The sequence below is a fragment of the Nocardiopsis sp. iso_238 genome (genome assembly GCF_056173325.1).
This window is the reverse complement of record NZ_CM149668.1, coordinates 3,007,653-3,023,483: the sequence shown is the minus strand read 5'-3', so window position 1 is coordinate 3,023,483 and position 15,831 is coordinate 3,007,653. Positions and strand designations below refer to the sequence as shown.

Below are 15,831 nucleotides of genomic sequence, written 5' to 3'. Positions count from 1 at the left end.
TATGCCTTCCCTGACGCCGGTGACCAGCTGGCTGGACCGCCTCAACCAGCGGCATCCGTGGAGCCACAACGACCGCCTGGGCCCCTGGGTGGTGCGTCGCGTCGCGGCCAGCGGGGCGCGCGACGTCCTGGACGTGGGGTGCGGCACCGGCAACCTCCTGGCCCGCCTGAACCGGCGTGTGGACGAGGTCGTGGGGCTGGAGCCCGATCCGGCCACCGCGGCACGCGCCGGGGAGCGCTTCGCGGACGTTCCCGGCGTCACCGTCATCCGGGCGGGTTTCGCTGAGCGCGACCCTGACCGGCTCTGGGACGCGGTCACCCTGGTGGCGGTCCTGCACCACCTGCCGTTGGAGGCGACCCTGCGGGAGCTGCGTGCCTGTCTGGCCCCGGGCGGTCGTCTCGTGGTCGTGGGCTGCCACCGTGACGAGGGCTGGGCCGACCTCCTCGTCGGACTGGTCTCCGCCGCACTGAACCCGTTGGTGGGACTGGTCAGACACCCGCGCGTCGCCGCCGGACCGCCCCCGCACATGAGCGCCCCCACCAGCGAACCGGAGTGGACCCTGGACCGGATCCGCGCGGTGGCCGCCCGGGAACTGCCCGGGGCCCGCGTGCGCGGACGCCTCTTCTGGCGCCACACCCTCGTGTACGACCACCCGTCCTGAAGTTTGCCGTTCCCGCAAGAAAGCTTGCCGCACGTCTCGCGCTGGGGCACCTTGGTGGCGGAGGAGGCCAGCGGGGCCCTCCGAACCCCACCACCAAGGAGCACGAACATGGACGCGCGGTTCTGGGACGACAGGTACGGCAGCCGGGAACAGCTCTTCAGCGGCGACCCCAACGGTGTCCTCGTCACCGAACTGGCCGGCCTCCCACCCGGCCAGGCGCTCGACGTGGGCTGCGGTGAGGGCGGGGACGTCCTCTGGCTGGCCCGCAGGGGGTGGATGGTCACCGGGGTCGACATCTCGCGCGTGGCCCTCGACCGCGCGGCGGCCGCGAGCGCGGACGTCCGGGGCCGGGTCTCGTGGAAACAGGGCGACCTGACCTCCGCGCCGCCCCCGGCCGACGCCTTCGACCTGGTGACCGTGCACTACTTCCCGCTCCCGCGCGAGCCCGAGCACACCGCACTGCGCGCCCTGCTCGCCTCCGTCGCACCGGGAGGCACCCTCCTCTTCGTCGGCCACGACATCACCCCGCTGCCCGAGCGGTTGGACGACGGTCACGCTCCCGCCGACTACTACCAGCCCGCCGAGGTGGCCGAGCTCCTCGGAGCCGACTGGACCGTGACCGTCAACGAGACCCGCGCCCGGGTGGTCCCCGCTCCCACGGGATCGCACCACACCCACGACACCGTCCTGCGGGCCCACCGGGCGTGATCTGGAAAGGGTGGTGACGGAGCGTCAGCCGGGGTAACGTGGAGGGAGGCGCGGTCCCGCGCCCAACCTCCGGCCCCGGCGCCCACGCCGTCGGCACCGCGGGGGCAAAGGGGACCCTGGAGTCCTCGGGACGCCGGTCTGACGAACACAGCCCTTCCGGCGGGCGACGGGGGCGTGGGCTCCGCCGTGTGCCGCCGAGGAGCCGTCATGACCAGCCAGAAGTCCTTCAAGCAGAACGTGCGCGCCCGCATGGAGAAGACCGGCGAGAGCTACACCGCCGCCCGGTCCCACCTGATCTCCGACCCCGCGCCCTCGGGCCCCGTCCAGGGGACGGGAGCCGCCACCATCCGTGACCGCGTCTCCGGTGCCAAGGTCGCCGACGCGACCGGCCGCGACTACGACGCCTGGTTCGCACTGCTGGACGTCTGGGGCGCCACCTCCCGGACCCACACCGAGATCGCCGCGTGGCTGGTCGGGGAGCAGGACGTGCCCGGTTGGTGGGCGCAGACCGTCACCGTCGCCTACGAGCAGGAGCGCGGACTGCGCGTGCCCGGCCAGAAGAAGGACGGGTTCGCCTCCAGCGCCAGCAAGACCGTGAACGTCCCGGTCGAGCAGCTGTTCGAGGCCTTCAGCGACCCGGACCTGCGCACCCGCTGGCTCCCGGTCGAGGCGGCCGAGCGCACCTCGAAGCCGGGCAGGCGCTTCACCGCGGACCTTCCCGAGGACACCCGCATCGCCGTCACCTTCCAGTCCAAGGGCGACGGCAAGTCCTCGGTGGGGATCGAGCACACCCGCATCGCCACCGCCGAACGCGCCGCCGAGTGGAAGGCCGACTGGCGCTCCTGGCTGGCCGACCTCAAGAAGGTCCTGGAGGGCTAGACCCACACGTAGTCGTCGTCGGTGACCGCTGGCAGGGCGGCGTCGGCGACGACCGCGCGCGGGTGCGGCAAGGCCGCGAGGGCCGGGCCGATCAGCGGGAAGATCGGCAGGTCAGCGGTGCTCCGGTAGTCGACCCACTCCACGAATCCGATCTCGTGCCCGCCACCGGGCTGCTCGTCGTACTCCTCCACCGCCAGCACGTCGCGTACCTCGGGCGTGACGTGCAGGCGGTGGATCAGGTGGAGCTTGCGCGGTGGCGGCGTGGTTCCCGGGCGGCTGACGCGCTGGTCCACCACCCACAGCAGCTGCGGCGCGGTGGCCTGGTGCGGGCGCAGGTCCAGTTCCTCGGCCAGTTCGCGCCGGAGCGCGACGTCCAGGTCCTCGCCCGGCTCGACGTTCCCGCCGGGCGGTGTGTAGTGGACCGACCCGGGACGGTCGCGCCGGATGAGTGCCACCTCGTCTCCGCAGAACACCAGTGCCCCCACACGGATCTTGATGCGGGAGAACGGCACGGGACCGGAAGGTTGAGTCGTCATGCGGGCCAGTATCGCGCGGCGCCCGGGCACGGCTGGGGAACCCCGGTGTCCAACAACCCTCCCATTCGGCTGAAACCAGCTCTGAGCAGGAGGAACAGTTTCCCGACGCTGGCGTCGGGTACATGGGGCGCACACGCTCTCATCGACTCCCGCAACGGCGACCGACGGAACACTCCACACCGGAGTCCGTGACCGAGGCCGACCGTACGAAGACACCCCCGGAGGGCGTTGGGACCGCTGGGTGTGCCCAGCCGCGTGGAAGGTTGTGGGAAAGGTGGAAGACACTCCGAAGACCGGAGGAATCACACAGGAGGACAACGGGAGGACCTCGCAGGACCTCGAACCGGAGGGTGTGGGTGCGGAGGCGGTTCCTGAGCCCCGCCGCGAATCCGACGGCGGCCCGGCAGCGAGCAGCGACACGGACGTCCTCCTCGAAGTCCCGAACCTGAAGGTCGACGAGATCGACCTCGAGGTCGACAACCTGGTCGCCTCCGTTTCACTCCAGGCCGAGGTCCTGGACCTGCTCAAGTTGAAGGTGGGAGCGGACGTCGGACTCGGCCGCGTCCACCTGAACATCAAGGGCGTCGAGGCCGAGGCCCTGCTCAAGGTCAGGCTCGACAACGTTCGGGAGATCATCGCGCGGGTCCTGCACACCGTCGACACGAACCCGGAGGTCCTGGAACACGTGGCCCGTGGTGTGGAGTCCAGCCTCGAAGAGGTGGGCAGCGGCACGGGTCGGGCCGTCGGAGCCCTGGGCGAGGGTGCCGGCGGCGCCGTCAGGGACGTCGGGTCAGGTGCTGGAAGTGCGGTCGAGGACGTCGGGTCAGGCGCCCAAAGTGCGGTGGAGGACGTCGGATCGGGCGCCCAAAGTGCGGTGGGGGACGTGGGCCAGGTCGCGGGAGACACCGCGCGGGACGTCGGCTCAGGCGCTGCGAGCACGGTCGAGGACGCCCTCCCCGGGACCGGGGACACCGCACAGGACGACACGTCGGACACGGGGGCGACGGACGAACCCGACCCGGACATCGATGACGAGGCGCCCGACGATGCTCCAGGGGCTGACGACACGGACGCCCCGGCTGAGGACGCCGACTCGCTCCCCGACGACGCGGTGAGGTCCGTGGAGGCCGCCGCGAAGAGGGCGGAGGCCGCCGCGAAGAGCGCGGGGGAAGCCGCGAGGACCGCCGCGAACGTGTTGAGCAGTGCCGCGAAGTGGGCGGGAGACACGGTGCGGCGTTCCGGTGGCGAGGGCGACCGGTGAATCGGGGGTGATCACCATGGGCACCCGGAAGGAACCCGAGTACGACGTGGAGATCGGAGCGTCCGTCACCGCGAGAGAACTGACGTTCCGCGAGGTGCCGGAGGTCGAATCCCGACACCGGGGAAGCCCCCGGTCGGAGGGTGTCGCAGGCAGCGAGCGATCGGGCGTTCCCAGGCCCGTCGAGACCGGGACGGTCTACGAGGACGTTCGCGTCGACTACCGGCTCGCCAGCAGGGTTCGGCCTGTCGACGAGGCACCCGAGGAGGACTGACCGGAATCCCGTCGGGGTGCCCCCGCTCCGTGGAGCGGGGGCCACTGACCGGGGTCTGGCGGGGTCAGTCCAGGACGGCGAAGGCCTCCAGCTCGACGAGGACGTCGGGCTCCCAGAGGTAGTCCACTCCGATCAGCGACGTGGGCGGAAGCGGGGTCGGAAGGTCCAGCTCCTCGGTGACGTTCTCGATGCCCTTCATGAAGGCGTCGGCCTTCTCCGGCTTCCAGTCGACGGCGAAGAACCGCAGGCGCACGACGTCGGAGAACGTCGCCCCCGCACCGGCCAGGGCGCGAGCGGTGTGGCGCAGGACGATCTCGACCTGGCCGGTGAGGTCCCCGGTGGCCAGACGGTTCGCGTCGCCGTCGCGGGCGATCTGACCGGCCACGTGCACCTGGCGGCTGCCGGTGCCGATCGAGACGTGGTGGTACGGAACAGGCTGGAACAGGCCTTCGGGAGAGAGCAGCTGCACGGACATGGAAGGTACCTCCGGTTGGCGTTCTGCAGGTATCCCATGTCTACTAGGTGGCCAAAGGGAACCTCAACGAGACCAGGTATCATGCACGAAACCGCCACCGGCCAGCCCGCCCCCCAGATCACCGCCGAACACCGCGAGCTCCTCGACCAGACACTCGACAAGTGGTCCCTCCAGGTGCTGGACTGCCTGTGCGAACAACCCCTGCGCTTCAACGGGCTGCGCCGCGCGATCCCCGTCGTCACCCAGAAGTCCCTCACCGCGACCCTGCGCCGCCTGGAGCGCAACGGGATGGTCGACCGAGTCATCGTGAGCACGCGGCCGCTGGCCGTGGAGTACCGCATCTCCACCCTGGGCAGGACCCTCCAGGACCTCGTCGACGCGCTCCTGCGCTGGACCACCGAGACCATGCCCGACGTCGAGCGCGCCCGGGCGAGGTTCGACGCACTGCCCTGAGAACCGCGGGCGGAACGACGCGCCGCCCGGGGTCAGTCCAGGTTGAGCCAGATGGCGACGGCGTCGCTGTCGCCCTGGTTCGAGATGCGGTGCGGAGTGGTGGAGGGGTACGTGATCGAGTCGCCCGGTCGGAGTTCGTAGGTGTCGAACCCGACGTCCACGGTGAGCGCCCCGCTGACGACGTTGCCGATCTCGTGGCCCCGGTGGCGCACGTACTCGGCGTTCTGGCTGGAGTAGGAGCCGGGCGGGTACACGGACTCGAAGTAGTTCATCCCCGGGACCGGGCCCGGGGTCAGGCGGCGGTAGCGCACCCCGTGGCCGAGTTCCAGGGTGGCCGCCTCGTCCCGCCGGGTCACCGCGACGCGGCCCATGGCGGTGTCGCCGGGTTCCCAGCGCGGACCGGGCGCCTCCCCCATGGGGGTCGTGTAGGCGTCGGGCGCGGCCGGAGTGCTCTCCTCGGGGCCGAACACTGCGGCCATGGGCACGTTCAGCTCACCCATGATCTGGTAGAGCCGGGTGACCGAGGGGCGCATCTTGCCCCGTTCGATCTGGGAGAGCGCGCTCGCGCTGATCTCCAACCGTCCGGACAGCTCACGCAGGGACAGGCCGCGCGCGGTGCGCAGTTCGCGGATGCGCTCACCGATCCTGCGCTCGTCGAACCGTGGGGGCGCGGGGTTCTCGGTGAAGTCAGCCATGGCGTGTTAAGTATAGATGCCGGTCTTGTGAAGTGATGGCTTTAACGATATTGAAGTAATAGCTTCAATTGTGGGCGGGGTCACCCCCGCACGGCCTCACGAAGGGACCGCATGCGCCTCCTGATCGTCAACGTCAACACCTCGACGGCCATCACCCGCGCCCTGGCCGAACAGGCCCGCGCCGTCGCCCGGCCCGGTACGGAGGTCGAGGGGCTCACCCCGCGCTTCGGCCCCGCGTCGGTGGAGGGCAACTTCGAGAGCCACCTGGCGGCCGTGGCCGTCATGGACCGCGTCATGACCTACGACCGCCCCTACGACGCCGTCATCCAGGCGGGCTTCGGCGACCACGGCAAGGAGGGCCTCCAGGAGCTCTGCCCCACCCCGGTCATCGACATCACCGAGGCCGCGGCCCACACCGCCTGCCTGCTCGGCCACCGCTACTCCGTGGTCACCAGCCTGGACCGGACCGTCCCCATGATCCGGGACCGCCTGACCCTGGCCGGTCTCCACACCCGCTGCGCCTCGGTGCGCGCCAGCGGCCTGGGCGTCCTCGAACTGGAGAGCGACCCCACCGCCGCCGCGCGCGCCGTGGCCCACCAGGCCCGGGCCGCCGTCGAACACGACGGAGCCGAGGTGATCGTCCTCGGCTGCGGCGGCATGGCCGGGATGGAACTCACCCCCGAGGACACGGCGGGAGCGCCGGTCGTGGACGGCCTCACCAGCGCTGTCGCCCTGGCCGAGTCACTGGTGGGCCTCGGCCTCACCACCAGCCGGGTCCGCACCTTCGCCGCTCCCCGCCCCAAGGCCGTCACCCACTGGCCGCTGAGCCCCGCGCTCGAAGCACCCCATCACCCCTGACCCCCTTCCGGAGGAGCACAGGCCCATGGACACCTCCACCCCCCGTCAGAGCAGCCAGCAGCCCCACAACCACCTGCTCGAAGAGTCGATCCTGCCCACCTGGCTCAACCAGCGCCCGATCTCGCTGTTGGGCTTCGTCTGGATGTGGGTGGCCCTGGCCATCGTCATCGTCACCTTCCAGTACGGCGCCAACGGCGTCGAGGGCGGGCTCTCCCTGCCCGTGGTCATGCTCGTGGTGCTCACCGCGACCATGGCCCTCGCCGTCGTCATGACCCTCACCGCCGACATCGGCACCGAGCACGGCCTGTCCTTCGCGGTGTTCCTGCGCGCCCCCTTCGGCACCATCGGCACCCACATCCCCTCGGTCTCGCGCGGGGTGGTCGCCGCCTGCTGGTTCGGCATCCAGACCTACATCGGCGCCCTGGCCATCAACGGCCTCGTGGAGTACTGGACCGGGTTCTCCTCCTGGCCGCTCTGGTACGCCCTGTTCCTGGTCGTGCAGATCGCCAACGTCGCCCTCGGCATCAAGGCGGTCGAACGGCTGGCCTCCGTCGCCGCCCCGTGCATCCTGGCCATCTCGATCTGGATGTACTACACGCTCGACGGGGTGGCCGACCTGGAGGGCACCAACATCTGGACCTTCGCCTCCGGCGGCGACCTGTCCCTGGTGGTGTTCTTCCTGATCAACATGGTCGTGTGGGCGCCGCTGGCCGTGGACATCCCGAGCATCACCCGCTTCGTGCGCACCGCCCCCGGCGAACGCCGCTTCCTGCGCCGCAACCGCGCGGTCCTCACCGCCCACTTCGTGGCCCTGCCGATGATGCAGGCCTGGATCTCCTTCATCGGCGCGGTCTCCTTCATCGTCACCGGGGAGTGGAACCCCGTCGACGTCATCCAGGGCCAGAGCACCGGCTTCGTCCTCGGAGTCCTGCTGCTGATGATCGTCCTGGCCCAGTGGTCCACCAACACCGCCGCCAACGTCGTGCCCGCGGCGCTCAACTTCGTCAACGCGGCCGCGCCCCACCTGTCCTATCGGTCGGGGGTGGTGCTCGCCGGGGTGGTCGGCACCGCCGTGATGCCCTGGCTGCTGCTGGACAACCTCTTCACCTTCCTGAGCTACTACGGCGGCTTCATCGCGGCCATCGCCGGGATCATGATCTGCGACTACTACGTGCTGCGCCGGCGTCGCCTCAACGTGCCCGCCCTGTACGACCCCCACGGCCAGTACCGGTACGCGAGGGGGGTCAACCCGGCCGCGCTCATCGCCTGGTTCGGCGCCTCGGGCGTGTCCCTGTGGCAGCCCGACCACGCCTACGTCATCGGCTTCCCGGTCGCCTTCGTTCTCTACCTGGTCCTGATGCGCGCCTGGATCCTGCGCCGCCACCCTCAGGCCGAGATCGACGACCCCAGCGACGCCTACCTGGCCACCAGCGTGGGGCGCAGCTGGGTCCACGACGCCGACTCGGGCACCTTCCGCCGCCTGACCGTGGAGGAACTGCCGGAGAGGGGCCGTCGCGCCGACATCTGACCCCGCCCAGCCCCATCCCCCCATGAGCGACACCGCGCACCCACCGTCCACCGACTCCGCGGTCGGCCCCGACGGCACCGACCTGACCGTCCACTCCCCCGACCCCTCGCTGCACAACGACGACCTCGCCCCCGTGCCCCGGAGCAGGCGCAGCTGGGGCGCGTTCGAGATCTTCAACGTCTGGACCAACGACATCCAGAGCCTGTTCGGCTACACGCTGGCCGCCACGCTCTTCATCTCCTACGGCCTCAACGGCTGGGCGGTGTTCGCCGGGATCATCCTGGCCGGGCTCATCGTCATGTTCCTCTGCGACCTCGTCGGCCGCCCGAGCGTGCGCTACGGCATCCCCTACGCCGTCATGGCGCGCGCCAGCATGGGCGTGCACGGCACCCAGTTCCCCACACTCATCCGGGGCATCACCGCCATGTTCTGGTACGGGGCCCAGACCTACTTCGCCTCCACGGCGATGGCGCTGCTCATCACGGCCCTGTTCGGCCCGGGCCCCGACGGCACCTTCCTCGGCCTGTCCGCCGTGGGCTGGATCTCCTACGTGATCGTGGCCGTGGTCCAGCTGGCCCTGTTCAGCCGTGGGATCAGGTCGATCGGCGTGTTCCTGAACTGGGCCGGACCGGCGGTGTACGCGGTCATGATCGCCATGATGATCGCGCTGTGGGCCATGGCCGGGGGCGACCTCCTCTCCGAGCTCGGCACCGTGTTCGCCGGGGACGGCGACTACCCGGGCGGCACGATCGCGGCCTTCTCGGCCGTGGTGGGCACGATGGTCGCCTACTTCGCGGCGGTGGTCGTCAACTACGGCGACTTCGCCCGGTTCACCCGCTCCGAGCGCGCCATGCGGCGCGGCAACCTGTGGGGGCTGCCGGTCAGCCTGGCCCTGTTCTCGTTCCTCACCCTGGTCATCACCGCCGGGAGCTCGGTGCTGTACGGGGAGGCGCTCACCAACCCGGCCGACATCGTCGCGCGCGTGGACAACATCTGGCTGACCGTGGTGGCGGCGCTGACCTTCTTCGTCGCCACCGTGGGCATCAACCTGGTCGCCAACTTCATCCCGCCCGCGTACGGCCTGGCCAACCTGGCGCCCTCGGTCATCAGCGCCCGCACCGGAGGGCTCATCACCGCCTCGGTGGGCTTCGTGGTGGGCGCCCTGTGGGTGGCCTACATCGACAACATCGGCATCGCGTCGTTCGTGGACACCCTCGGCGCGGTCCTGGCCCCGCTGTACGGCATCATCGTCGCCGACCACTACCTGCTGCGACGCCAGCGGCTGAACCTGGAGGCCCTGTACTCGGCCGACCCCGGATCGGAGTACCACTTCACCCGGGGCTGGAACCTGCGCGCGCTGTCCGCCTTCTGCCTGGCCTCGGTGTTCTCGGTGACGGCGGTGTGGCTGCCCGCCCTCGCGTCCTGGTCCGGGTTCGTGTGGATCTTCGGCGCCCTGCTGGGCGGCGTCCTGCACTACGTGATCGCCCGCGCCCGCAGGGGCGCCCCCGTGGCGCCCTGACCCCGGGAGCGGGAACGTGGTCGGGCCCACCACCGGAGGTTCTCCGGCGGCGGGCCCGACCCTTCACGGTCGCCGGCTATCCCTCGCGGCCCAGGTAGGCGCGCAGGTGGCGGGCGGTGAGGGTCTCCCCCTTCTCGACCAGCTCGGCCGGGGTGCCCTCGAAGACCACCCGGCCGCCGTCGTGCCCGGCCCCCGGGCCGAGGTCGATCACGTGGTCGGCGTGGGCCATGACGGCCTGGTGGTGCTCGATCACCACCACCGTGTTGCCGTCGTCCACCAGGCGGTCCAGCAGCGCCAGCAGCCGGTCCACGTCGGCCAGGTGCAGACCGGTGGTCGGCTCGTCCAGCACGTACACCGCACCGTTCCTGGCCATGGAGATCGCCAGCTTCAGCCGCTGGCGCTCACCGCCGGACAGGGTCGTGAGCGGCTGCCCCAGGCCCAGGTACCCCAGACCGACGTCGTACATCCGGTCCAGGATGACGCGGGCGTTGCCCGAGGCGAAGAAGTCGCGCGCCTCCACCACGGACATGGCCAGCACCTGGCTGATGTCCTTGCCCCGCAGCCTGTGTTCGAGGACCTCGGCCTTGAACCGGCGCCCCTCGCACTTCTCGCACGTGGTGGCCACCCCGGCCATCATGGCCAGGTCGGTGTAGATCACCCCGGCGCCCTTGCACTCCGGGCAGGCGCCCTCGGAGTTGGCGCTGAACAGGGACGGCTTCACGCCGTTGGCGCGGGCGAAGGCGGTACGGATCGGGTCGAGCAGCCCGGTGTAGGTGGCCGGGTTGGAGCGCCGCGACCCGCGGATCGCGGACTGGTCCACGACCACGACGCCCTCGCGGCCGGGCAGCGCCCCGTGGATGAGCGAGCTCTTGCCCGAGCCCGCCACGCCGGTGACCACGGTGAGTACGCCCAGCGGGACGTCCACGGACACGTCCCGGAGGTTGTGGGTGCTGGCCCCGCGGATGGGGATGGTCCCGTTCGGGGTCCGTACCTCCTCCCGCAGCCGCGCCCGGTGGTCCAGGTGGCGCCCGGTGAGGGTGCCGGAGGCGCGCAGTCCGGCCACGTCACCGCTGTAGGTGACGGTGCCGCCGGTGGGTCCGGCACCCGGCCCCAGGTCCACGACGTGGTCCGCGATGGCGATGGTCTCGGGCTTGTGCTCGACCACCAGCACGGTGTTGCCCTTGTCACGCAGGCCGAGCAGGAGGGTGTTCATCCGCTCGATGTCGTGCGGGTGCAGGCCCACGGTGGGCTCGTCGAAGACGTAGGTGATGTCGCTGAGGCTGGAGCCCAGATGGCGGACCATCTTGACCCGCTGGGCCTCCCCTCCGGACAGGGTGCCCGACTCCCGGTCCAGGCTCAGGTACCCGAGGCCGACCTCCACCAGCGAGTCCAGGGTGTGGCCGAGGGTGTCCGCGAGCGGCTTCACCGAGGGGTCGTCGATCTCGCGTACGAACTCCGCGAGATCGCTGATCTGCATGGACGCGCACTCGGTGATGGTGCGTCCGTTGACCTTCACCTCGCGGGCCGCGGCGTTGAGCCGGGTACCCTCGCACTCGGGGCAGATCGAGAAGACCACGGCCCGGTCCACGAACGCGCGGATGCCGGTCTGCATCTTCTCCCGCTCCTTGGCCAGGTAGGTCCGCTTGATCTTGGGGACCAGGCCCTCGTAGGTCAGGTTGCTGCTCCCGACCTTCACCTTGGTGACAGGCTGGTGGAGGAGGCTGTGCCACTCCTCCTCGGTGTAGTCGCGCAGCTTCCGGTCCGGGTCCAGCAGGCCCGAGGTCGCGAAGATCTGCCAGTACCAGCTGTCCACGGCGAAACCGGGGACGGTGATGGCTCCCTCGTTCAGGGACAGGTCGCGGTCGTAGAGCTCCTCGACGTCGATCTGGTTGGTGCGGCCCAGCCCCTCGCACTCGGGGCACATGCCCTCGGAGTTGTTGAAGCTGAACACGCTCGCGGGCTCCAGGCGGGGGGTGCCCACCCGGCTGAACACGATGCGCAGCATGGCGTGGGCGTCGGTGGCGGTGCCCACCGTCGAGCGCGCGTTGGCACCCATGCGCTCCTGGTCCACGATGATCGCGGCGCTGAGGTTGCGCAGCGCGTCCACGTCCGGGCGGCCCACGCTCGGCATGAAGGACTGGAGGAAGGCGGTGTAGGTCTCGTTGATCAACCGCTGGGACTCGGCGGCGATGGTCCCGAAGACAAGAGAGGACTTCCCCGAGCCGGAGAGTCCGGTGAACACGCTCAGTCTTCGCTTGGGGATGTCGACGGAGACGTTGTCGAGGTTGTTCTCCCTGGCCCCTCGGACCTGGATGGTGTCGTGGGTGTCCGCCAGGGTGGTGGGTTCGGAAGACAAGCTGCTCCTCAGGATCCTCGGAAAGCCTTATGCGGTAAACTAACAGCCAGCGAACGTTAGTTTATTCCATAAGGAGATGCAAGTGGTTGTCTACGCCGGGCAGGGTGACCCCCGTCGCTCCATGCAGCTGCTGTGGCGCGACCACGAACCGGCCGAGCGCACCGGGCCCGGCCCCCGCGCCCAGTTGAGCGTGGACCTGGTGGTGGAGACCGCCATCGAGGTCGCTGACGCCGAGGGCATGCAGGCCCTGTCGATGCGGGCCGTGGGCGAGCGCCTGGGCCGCACCGCCATGTCCCTCTACACCTACGTGGCCAGCAAGAACGAACTCATCGACCTCATGTACGACCACTCCTTCGCCGAGCTGGTCCGTGAGTGGGAGGACACCACCGGTCCCGCACCCGCGAGCCTAGGAGGGGGTACCGACAGAACGGACTGGCGCGAGGAGGTCCTGGCCTGGTCCGGTCAGCTGTGGCGCTTCCACCTGCGCCACCCCTGGACCCTGGAGATCTCCGCCGCCCGGCCGGTCCTGGGCCCCAACGAGTACCGGCTCTTCGAGTCCCTGGCCGCCGTCCTGCACGGTGCCGGACTCCCCGCGAAGGCCGTCGGGGGCGCCTACAACAGCATCGTCAACCTGGTCCGGGGCACGGTCCGCACCGCCGCCGAGGCCCGCCAGGCCGAGGCCGTCACCGGACAGCCCGAGGACCAGTGGTGGTTCGCCCGCTCCGCGCAGCTGGAGGAGATCGTCGAGGACTTCTCCGAGCGCTTCCCCACCCTGACGGTGATGACCGAGCAGGGAGCCTTCGACAACGCCGACCCCGATGAGCCCTACCTCGAACAGGAGTCCTGGGAGAGCTTCCAGTTCGGCCTCAACGCCCTGTTGGACGGGGTGGGGAGCCAGATCGGCGCCGCCTCGGACGTGCCGACGTGAGCGACAGCGCGGACCCGGGTGCTCCCTGGGACCCGCTGTCTCCCGAGGAAGTCGCCGCGCGGTTCGCCCGGGCGGGGGTCCCGTGGTGGATCGCGGGCGGGCATGCCATCGCGCTGGCGGTCGGCCACCGGTTCCGTGAGCACGCCGACACCGACGTGCTGCTGCTCCGCCGGGACCAGCACACCGTCCAGGAGGTGCTCCCTGACTGGGAGTGGTGGGCGGCCGACCCACCCGGCACACTCCGCCCCTGGCGGGTGGGCGAGATCCTGCCCACCGGTGTCCACGACGTCTGGTGCCGCCCCGGTCCGGCCGAGCCCTGGCGGCTCCAGTTCATGCTGGACGAATCCGAGGGGGACGCGTGGGTCTCCCGCAGGGACGCCCGGATCAGACTCCCCCTCGACCAGCTGGGACGGCGCACGCCGGAGGGCCTGCCCTACCTGACCCCCGAGGTCCAACTGCTGTACAAGGCCAGGGGACTGCGGCCCAAGGACGAGGCGGACTTCGCGGCGGCGCTGGCGGTACTGGACGCCGACCAGCGGTGGTGGCTGGCGGAGGCGCTCGCACTGGTCCACGGGGCCCACCATCCGTGGCTGCCGCGCCTGGGCCGGGAGGGCCCGTGAGGGGTGGGAAGTCCTAGATCCAGCCGAGCAGGTAGAGCACCAGCAGGGTCAGCCCGGCCGAGAGCAGCAGGGAGGTCACGCAGCCCAGACGGCTGCTGTAGAAGAAGAACACGGACGCCTCCTCGTGGGGTTGCTCGACCACCAGTATCCCGCCCCGCCGAGGGCCCGGACGGGCACCCTCCGCCCCAGGCGGCCTCCACGCCGTCGAACACGGCGTTCATCGCCGCCCCGATGCCGTGGCCCGCTCAGGCGGGACGGGCGAAGGTGATGATCTCCATGCTGGCGTCGGTGAGCGGGCTCCGGTCCCAGTAGCCGTACTGCGCGGTCACCTCGAACCCGGCCTCGGCCAGGAAGCCGTTGAGGCGGTCGGCGTCCAGGAACCGCAGCGTGCTCCGGCTGACCAGCGGTTCCGGCCACCCCTCGACCCGGTAGTCGGAGGTGAAGGTGACCAGCTCGCCGTCCACCCCGCGCAGGCGGTGCGTGCAGGTCGCGTCCCGGCCCTCCGGTCCGCGTACGGTCCGCACCCGCTCGGGAACCCAGGCCTCCCAGGCCCGGAAGGCGGGGTTGCGGGTCTCGAACACGAACCGCCCGTCAGGGGTGAGCGCCCGCCGGGCGGCGGTCAGGTTGGCGCGCAGCTCCTCGTCGGTGGTGAACACCTGGAAGGCGTGCCCGGACATGAGGACCAGGTCGAACTCGTCCTCGAAGGGGCCGTCCGCCGCACCGTCGTAGGGCCCGGAGACCAGGTCGCCCAGGGTCCACTCGACGTCGTCGCGGTCCCGGCGGCCCACCTCCAGCATCGCGTCGGCCGGGTCCAGCCCCACCAGACGGCCGGTGTGCCCGCGCTCGCGCGCGACCCGTTGGATCTTCCCGGTCCCGCAACCCACATCCAGGACGGTACGGGCGTCCATCACGAGGTCGAGGTAGAAGTCGTCCTGCGGACTGCTCCGCCAGGGGTTGAAGTGGTCGTAGAGCTCGGCGAGGTCCGGGGCGGAGAAGTGTCGGTCGACCATCCCACCATTGTGGAGGGGCGGCCCCGGGCAACAAAAAGGTTTTCCAACCCGGCGCCCTGACGTGGCATGATCGGCCCCGTGACCGCATTCCTCACCCCCGAACAGCTGGCCCAACGCACCTCCGACGCCGTGAACGCGGTCGTCGGGGCCGGGCGCGACCTCGGGCTCACCGTGACCGACCCGCGCGTGCTGCACGACCTCTTCTCCGTGGTCGTCCACCTGGCGCCGGCGCCGGTCGTGGCCCGTGTCCCCACCGTCCTGCCGGACTCGGTGACCCCGGACTCCGTCAGCGCCCGCCAACGCGCGGAACTCGACGTCACCCGGTGGCTGTACGAACAGGGCACCCCGGTGCTCCGCCCCAGCCCGCTGGTGCCGTGCGCGCCCGTCCAGCGCGACGGCTTCTCGATCACGTTCTGGGAGTACGTGGAGGAGCGGCGCGGCGGCGAGCCCGACTACGTCGCCAACGCCGAGAGCGTCCCCGCGCTGCACGCCGCCCTGCGCGACTATCCGGGGGAGCTGGAGTTCCTGGGCGCGGCCGAACCGCACTCCCTCTCCGCCGCACTGGAGCGGCTGAAGGAGAGCCCCGACCTCATCTCCGCGCGCGACCTGGAGCGGGCCCGCGCCGAATGGGGGTTCCTGGAGCCGATCGCCTCCTCACGGGAGGTGTTCGAGCGGGCCTACCCCGGGGTCGGGCTCCAGCCGGTCCACGGTGACTCCCCGCCCGCGAACATCTTCTCCGCCCTGGACGGGGACCGCTACGCCGACTTCGAACTGGTCTCGCTCGGGCCGGTGGAGTGGGACCTGGCCGCGCTCGGCCCCGAGCTGGAGGCCGCCTACGACCGAGGGGCCCGCCGCGCCGGCACGCGTGAGCTCGACCGGGACGTGCTGGCCTTCGTGAACGCCGTGGGGGCCCTGCGGGTGATCGCCGCCCTCGAACTCGTCCCGAAGCTGCCCGCGCTGGCCGAGTACCTGAACCCGGCCGTCGACCAGTGGCGGGCCACACCGTTCACCGTCGCCCCGCCCGGGCTGGACGGCTGACCGCGAACCCTGTTGCCCGAGGGGCACCCGCTGGG

18 protein-coding genes are annotated in these 15,831 nt (G+C 70.8%); 12 read left to right on the top strand and 6 right to left on the bottom strand.

Annotated elements, in window-relative coordinates; genetic code table 11:
• Position 1: 1 nt before the first annotated feature.
• The 3 genes from AC0VYL_RS13585 to AC0VYL_RS13575 all read left to right on the top strand — a co-directional run bounded on the left by AC0VYL_RS13585 (position 2) and on the right by AC0VYL_RS13575 (position 2,248).
• On the top strand, positions 2–661 hold the full coding sequence (locus AC0VYL_RS13585; protein ID WP_475483379.1) for a class I SAM-dependent methyltransferase: 660 nt from the start codon (positions 2–4) through the stop codon (positions 659–661).
• A 108-nt stretch (positions 662–769) separates the two neighbouring features.
• Positions 770–1,369: a class I SAM-dependent methyltransferase gene (locus AC0VYL_RS13580; RefSeq protein ID WP_475483378.1), complete on the top strand. Its 600-nt coding sequence runs from the start codon at positions 770–772 to the stop codon at positions 1,367–1,369.
• Between the two features lie 207 nt (positions 1,370–1,576).
• Entirely contained in the window at positions 1,577–2,248 is a 672-nt protein-coding gene (locus tag AC0VYL_RS13575) for an SRPBCC domain-containing protein (protein WP_475483377.1), read from the top strand.
• Here AC0VYL_RS13575 and AC0VYL_RS13570 read toward each other — a convergent pair.
• Positions 2,245–2,784 (bottom strand): NUDIX hydrolase, encoded by a 540-nt coding sequence (locus AC0VYL_RS13570; RefSeq protein WP_475483376.1) that lies wholly within the window; start codon positions 2,782–2,784, stop codon positions 2,245–2,247. The two genes, AC0VYL_RS13575 and AC0VYL_RS13570, sit on opposite strands and share 4 nt — an antisense overlap.
• Before the next feature lie 274 nt (positions 2,785–3,058).
• Between AC0VYL_RS13570 and AC0VYL_RS13565 the strand changes: the two genes are divergently transcribed.
• The gene (locus AC0VYL_RS13565) at positions 3,059–4,045 is read left to right on the top strand and encodes a hypothetical protein (RefSeq protein ID WP_475483375.1); all 987 of its coding nucleotides are present in this window, start codon (positions 3,059–3,061) and stop codon (positions 4,043–4,045) included.
• A 16-nt stretch (positions 4,046–4,061) separates the two neighbouring features.
• Positions 4,062–4,316 carry a hypothetical protein gene (locus AC0VYL_RS13560; protein WP_475452914.1) on the top strand — a complete coding sequence of 85 codons (255 nt, stop codon included), beginning with the start codon at positions 4,062–4,064 and terminating at the stop codon, positions 4,314–4,316.
• Between the two features lie 64 nt (positions 4,317–4,380).
• On the opposite strand, the gene AC0VYL_RS13555 is transcribed toward AC0VYL_RS13560, so the two are convergent.
• Positions 4,381–4,791 (bottom strand): RidA family protein, encoded by a 411-nt coding sequence (locus AC0VYL_RS13555; protein ID WP_475452912.1) that lies wholly within the window; start codon positions 4,789–4,791, stop codon positions 4,381–4,383.
• An 81-nt stretch (positions 4,792–4,872) separates the two neighbouring features.
• Between AC0VYL_RS13555 and AC0VYL_RS13550 the strand changes: the two genes are divergently transcribed.
• Positions 4,873–5,244: a winged helix-turn-helix transcriptional regulator gene (locus tag AC0VYL_RS13550; RefSeq protein WP_475452910.1), complete on the top strand. Its 372-nt coding sequence runs from the start codon at positions 4,873–4,875 to the stop codon at positions 5,242–5,244.
• A 32-nt stretch (positions 5,245–5,276) separates the two neighbouring features.
• On the opposite strand, the gene AC0VYL_RS13545 is transcribed toward AC0VYL_RS13550, so the two are convergent.
• Complete coding sequence (locus AC0VYL_RS13545; protein ID WP_475483374.1) at positions 5,277–5,939, bottom strand: helix-turn-helix domain-containing protein; 663 nt, start codon at positions 5,937–5,939, stop codon at positions 5,277–5,279.
• Between the two features lie 111 nt (positions 5,940–6,050).
• On the opposite strand from AC0VYL_RS13545, the gene AC0VYL_RS13540 reads away from it, so the two are divergent.
• Genes AC0VYL_RS13540 through AC0VYL_RS13530 form a run of 3 tightly spaced genes read left to right on the top strand, consistent with a single transcriptional unit; the run spans position 6,051 to position 9,844 of the window.
• Positions 6,051–6,797, top strand: coding sequence for an aspartate/glutamate racemase family protein (locus AC0VYL_RS13540; protein WP_475483373.1), 747 nt, complete (start codon positions 6,051–6,053; stop codon positions 6,795–6,797).
• A 25-nt stretch (positions 6,798–6,822) separates the two neighbouring features.
• Positions 6,823–8,325, top strand: coding sequence for an NCS1 family transporter (locus AC0VYL_RS13535; RefSeq protein WP_475483372.1), 1,503 nt, complete (start codon positions 6,823–6,825; stop codon positions 8,323–8,325).
• Between the two features lie 22 nt (positions 8,326–8,347).
• Complete coding sequence (locus tag AC0VYL_RS13530) at positions 8,348–9,844, top strand: NCS1 family nucleobase:cation symporter-1 (RefSeq protein WP_475452901.1); 1,497 nt, start codon at positions 8,348–8,350, stop codon at positions 9,842–9,844.
• Between the two features lie 76 nt (positions 9,845–9,920).
• Here AC0VYL_RS13530 and AC0VYL_RS13525 read toward each other — a convergent pair whose 3' ends face one another.
• Positions 9,921–12,200 (bottom strand): ATP-binding cassette domain-containing protein, encoded by a 2,280-nt coding sequence (locus AC0VYL_RS13525; protein WP_475483371.1) that lies wholly within the window; start codon positions 12,198–12,200, stop codon positions 9,921–9,923.
• 82 nt (positions 12,201–12,282) lie between these two features.
• Between AC0VYL_RS13525 and AC0VYL_RS13520 the strand changes: the two genes are divergently transcribed.
• A complete protein-coding gene (locus tag AC0VYL_RS13520) occupies positions 12,283–13,128 on the top strand; it encodes a TetR/AcrR family transcriptional regulator (RefSeq protein ID WP_475452897.1) in 846 nt (281 codons plus the stop codon).
• On the top strand, positions 13,125–13,748 hold the full coding sequence (locus AC0VYL_RS13515; protein WP_475483370.1) for a nucleotidyltransferase domain-containing protein: 624 nt from the start codon (positions 13,125–13,127) through the stop codon (positions 13,746–13,748). Before AC0VYL_RS13520 ends, AC0VYL_RS13515 begins: the two co-directional genes overlap by 4 nt.
• 13 nt (positions 13,749–13,761) lie before the next feature.
• Here the strand turns inward: AC0VYL_RS13515 and AC0VYL_RS13510 are convergent, their stop codons facing one another.
• Entirely contained in the window at positions 13,762–13,890 is a 129-nt protein-coding gene (locus tag AC0VYL_RS13510; protein ID WP_475483369.1) for a hypothetical protein, read from the bottom strand.
• Positions 13,891–13,993: 103 nt separating this feature from the next.
• On the bottom strand, positions 13,994–14,758 hold the full coding sequence (locus AC0VYL_RS13505) for a class I SAM-dependent methyltransferase (RefSeq protein WP_475483368.1): 765 nt from the start codon (positions 14,756–14,758) through the stop codon (positions 13,994–13,996).
• Positions 14,759–14,836: 78 nt separating this feature from the next.
• Between AC0VYL_RS13505 and AC0VYL_RS13500 the strand changes: the two genes are divergently transcribed.
• Positions 14,837–15,796: a phosphotransferase gene (locus tag AC0VYL_RS13500; protein WP_475483367.1), complete on the top strand. Its 960-nt coding sequence runs from the start codon at positions 14,837–14,839 to the stop codon at positions 15,794–15,796.
• Positions 15,797–15,831 lie beyond the last annotated feature (35 nt).